Annotated in this window: 1 protein-coding gene; it reads right to left on the minus strand. The window is 62.4% G+C overall.

Annotation, left to right across the window (positions count from 1 at the left end; genetic code table 11):
* Positions 1-1,173 (minus strand): 5'-3' exonuclease H3TH domain-containing protein (locus EOC06_RS42800; RefSeq protein WP_281062089.1); only part of this gene is annotated, 1,173 nt, incomplete at its 3' end.
* Positions 1,174-1,398 lie beyond the last annotated feature (225 nt).

Consider the following 1,398-nt stretch of genomic DNA (forward strand, 5'->3'; position numbering starts at 1 on the left):
CTCCCGTGCCTCGGCCACCCAGGCTTTCAGGGTCGAGATATCGCGAATGCAATGATAGGCAGAAATATCGATCTTGCCGGTGGCCGCGCGCTCCAGCCGCAGTGCCGCGAGCAGGGAAGGGGTATCGCCTTGTTTTGACGTCTCCGCTGTCCCGCCGGCTTGGTCCGGTTCAGTGCCGGACCCGTTTCGGGCAACCGACGGCAACCCGGCCCCGACATCTGGGCCATGAGCATGATCGGCGCGTTCGACGGTGACCGCGACGGCCTGGACGTCGCCGGCCTCGGTGCTGGTCGCTTCCGCCACACGGCGGGTCAGTGACGTGAATTCCATGGTCTTCAAGAAACCGATCAGCTTCGGGCCGTCCGGCGCGTGCAGGACGAAATCCTCCAGTCCCTCGGTCACCGGCACATCGTTCATCAGCGTCACCAGCTGACGAGAAATGCGCGCCTTGTCGGCATTGGCGATGATCGATTCGCGCCTCTTGTCCTGCTTGATCTCGCCGGCCCGGGCCAGCAGCGTGTCGAGGTCACCGAACTGTTCGAGCAGTTGCGCCGCCGTCTTCGGCCCTATGCCGGGCACACCAGGCACATTGTCGACCGAATCGCCGGTCAGCGCCTGCAGATCGACCATCTTTTCCGGCGGCACGCCCCATTTCTCGATCACCTCCGGGATTCCGATCTGGCGGTCCTTCATCGGGTCGTACATGGCGACCGTGTCGCCGACCAGCTGCATCAGATCCTTGTCGGAGGAGATGATGGTGGTGTCGCCGCCAGCTTCGCAGGCCAGCCTCGCATAGGTGGCGATCAGATCGTCGGCCTCGTAGCCTTCGATCTCGACGCAGGGCAGGTTGAACGCCCTGGTCGCCTGGCGGATCAGGCCGAATTGCGGGATCAGATCTTCCGGCGGTGCCGAGCGATTGGCCTTGTATTCGGGGTAGAGGTCGTTGCGGAAGGTCTTCGACGAATAATCGAAAATGACGGCGAAATGCGTCGGCACAATGCCTACATCGGTGTTGCGGGCGTCGAGCATCAGCTTCCACAGCATGTTGCAGAAGCCGGAAACGGCGCCGACCGGCAGGCCGTCGGATTTGCGGGTCAGCGGCGGCAGCGCGTGATAGGCACGGAAGATGTAGCCGGAGCCGTCGACAAGGAAGAGATGATCGCCTTTTTTCATGCCGGCAGGGATAGCGCGGCGCGGCGGCTTGGTCCATGCCAAAGGCAGCCTCGACTATCGGTTCCGGCAACACCCTGACAGATCGCCGTCACCCTGCTCACGCCTATGTTACAAAACTGTAATTTTCGTGCCCTTGAATCGCCATGTTCACAGACCCAAATACACGTCATCGGCAGTTTTCGCCGAGTCCGGAGCAAGGCCCGTCCCCCGCCTATCCCGGACACC

This window comes from Mesorhizobium sp. M7A.F.Ca.MR.362.00.0.0, from assembly GCF_004023175.1.
Classification (GTDB): Bacteria; Pseudomonadota; Alphaproteobacteria; order Rhizobiales; family Rhizobiaceae; genus Mesorhizobium.